Here is a 594-nt window from a genome sequence, read left to right as displayed (position 1 = left end):
CACCGGCACGGCGGCGGGCGACGCCGCACCCGGCGGGGCGCGGCGCCGCTGAGGCCGGCGGGCTCGCTCAGACCTCCAGTTCGGCCTCGATCTTCTTCAGCTGGTGGCGGGCCATCGCCAGGTTCGCGCGCGCCGAGTCCAGGACGAGGTACAGGAACAGGCCGTTGTTCCCGCGCCCCTTGAGCAGGCGGATCAGGTGGTACTGGGTGCCGAGCGTGATGAGGATGTCCTCGATCTCGTCCTTGAGACCGAGGTGCTCCATGGTGCGCAGCTTGGCGCGCACGACGTCGGTGTTCCCCGCGGCCGCGACCTCCAGGTCGAAGCTCTTGGAGCCGCCGATGGTGCCGAGCGCCATGCCGCTGTTGTAGTCGACCAGGGCGGCCGCGCTCGCTCCCTCGATGGAGGCGACCGCGTCCTTCAGTGCGGTTTCGGTGTTGGCCATGGTGATGGGTCCTTTCCTACGCTGCCTCAACGGGCGGTTCGTGGTTGCAAGTCGGTGTTCGGGGCGCGGACCGGGAGGCCGCCGCCGGTGGTCTCGGGGGTGGTGCGGGCGCGGGCCCGGGCGCGGGGGCGCACCTCCGGCTCGGGGGCCGT

The 594-nt window shown here is 71.9% G+C and carries 1 protein-coding gene; it reads right to left on the bottom strand.

The features are described 5' to 3' along the window. Window positions 1-67 precede the first annotated feature (67 nt). Window positions 68-442, bottom strand: a complete 375-nt coding sequence (locus G3I40_RS05065) for a hypothetical protein (protein ID WP_164300944.1) — start codon at window positions 440-442, stop codon at window positions 68-70. Window positions 443-594 lie beyond the last annotated feature (152 nt).

It is taken from the genome of Streptomyces sp. SID14478, assembly GCF_010548525.1.
Lineage (GTDB): Bacteria > Actinomycetota > Actinomycetes > Streptomycetales > Streptomycetaceae > Streptomyces.
Note: the sequence above shows the minus strand (reverse complement) of the source record. Positions and strands in the feature narration are given on the sequence as shown.

What these genes read in the sequence shown, in the direction of transcription:
- G3I40_RS05065 (WP_164300944.1), bottom strand. Translation starts at nt 442, where the DNA reads ATGGCCAACACCGAAACCGCACTGAAGGACGCGGTCGCCTCCATCGAG.